Source organism: Streptomyces sp. NPDC001056 (genome assembly GCF_053598955.1).
Map to the genome: position 1 here is coordinate 1 of NZ_JBSFLI010000110.1, position 1,320 is coordinate 1,320.

Sequence of the window (1,320 nt, forward strand, 5' to 3'; positions counted from 1 at the left end):
TTTTTGTGTGCGACGCGAATCGCGAGGAAGTGCCGGCTGGCGTTCGGGTTCGACGCGTTGCGTTCAATCAGCCGACGTCACCACGATAGGTGCACGGCTGCCAATCGGGTATGGAACAACCGGCGAACGCGCCATTCGCGAAACGCAAATAATCGCGGGCGGTGGGCGGGAAGGCGTGACGGGAAAGCGCGAAGCGAACGGGCGCGGCGTCGACGCGACGCTCGCTCATGCGTCACGGGGAATTCCCTCATGGACATCGGGGCATCCACGCACGGCGCCATTCACGTCACGCATGCATACGATGAGGCAAACCCTTCACGAACCATGCAAGAAGAAGCCGCCCGCCGGGTAGCGGGAGGCGAAAAAACGGGGGCAAACCAAGATGCATCGGTCGAGCACCCGCGCAATCCTGGTCACTGCCCTTTCCTGCATCACACTGCGCCGCAGTTCGTTCAGACATGAGATAAGTCTCATTCTTCCTTTTTAAATTCAATTTATATCTAAAAAACAAAAACCATCTCCCCTCGATACACCACCATATTCTTATCCATAGCATCTAAATCCATTACCAAACACAAATTCCACACTCCTCACGCAGAAAGTTAAATACAGTATCCGCCCAACAAAAAATCCATCTCAAAATATCAAATCATTTAACACGCCAAACAAGTTTGATATTCTTCACCACGAATTTTCCAGAATCCTCCTTTTTCACTTAAATCCACAATTCCGACCATTCGGAATTGCGGCGAAAGTATCCAGATTGCGGTGATGTCGATAGAAAGTACATTTCGGAATTTCGTGTACGGTCGGATTAGCGGCAACAAGCGGCCTGTCGATCTCCATTTCGGTCTCGCCCAACGCACGGTCGGCCATCTGCTCGCGCTCCATCACGCCGATATTCGCGAAGGGTTGATATCGGGGATCGACGGACAACTGACCTGCGTGTCCACCCACGCGCATCTATCGCCCGCGCTGTTTCTCGGTCTGCCCGTGTCGGTCCGGCTGACGACCGATCGGGGTGGCATACGCGCGATCAATGCGATCGTGCACGACGTGCGAGCCGGTCAATCCGACGGTGAACTGACCGTGTACCAGTTGCACGTGTGCGACGCCCTGTCGCTGATGGACCGCCGCACGAACGTCCGCATGTTCCGATCGTGCAGCATGATCGACATTCTGGCGACGCTGATGAACGAGTGGAAACATCGCGGCCCGGCACTCGCGCAGGCATTCGATTTCGACCTGTCGGCATTGCGGGCCGAACGCTATCCGGTGCGCGAATTGACACGGCAGGTGCTGCGGGCCGACAGCAGCTCA

Annotated in this window: 2 protein-coding genes; one reads left to right on the plus strand and one right to left on the minus strand. The window is 55.6% G+C overall.

The window, feature by feature from the left end:
• Nucleotides 1–67: 67 nt before the first annotated feature.
• Nucleotides 68–229, minus strand: coding sequence for a hypothetical protein (locus ACWDD7_RS37750; RefSeq protein WP_171026790.1), 162 nt, complete (start codon nt 227–229; stop codon nt 68–70).
• Between the two features lie 572 nt (nt 230–801).
• Between ACWDD7_RS37750 and ACWDD7_RS37755 the strand changes: the two genes are divergently transcribed.
• Nucleotides 802–1,320: contractile injection system protein, VgrG/Pvc8 family (locus tag ACWDD7_RS37755; protein ID WP_450460720.1), on the plus strand; the 519-nt coding region annotated here is incomplete at its 3' end.

Bases quoted from the DNA above. Each gene is read 5' to 3' on its own strand.
- ACWDD7_RS37750 (WP_171026790.1), bottom strand. From the start codon at position 229: ATGAGCGAGCGTCGCGTCGACGCCGCGCCCGTTCGCTTCGCGCTTTCC.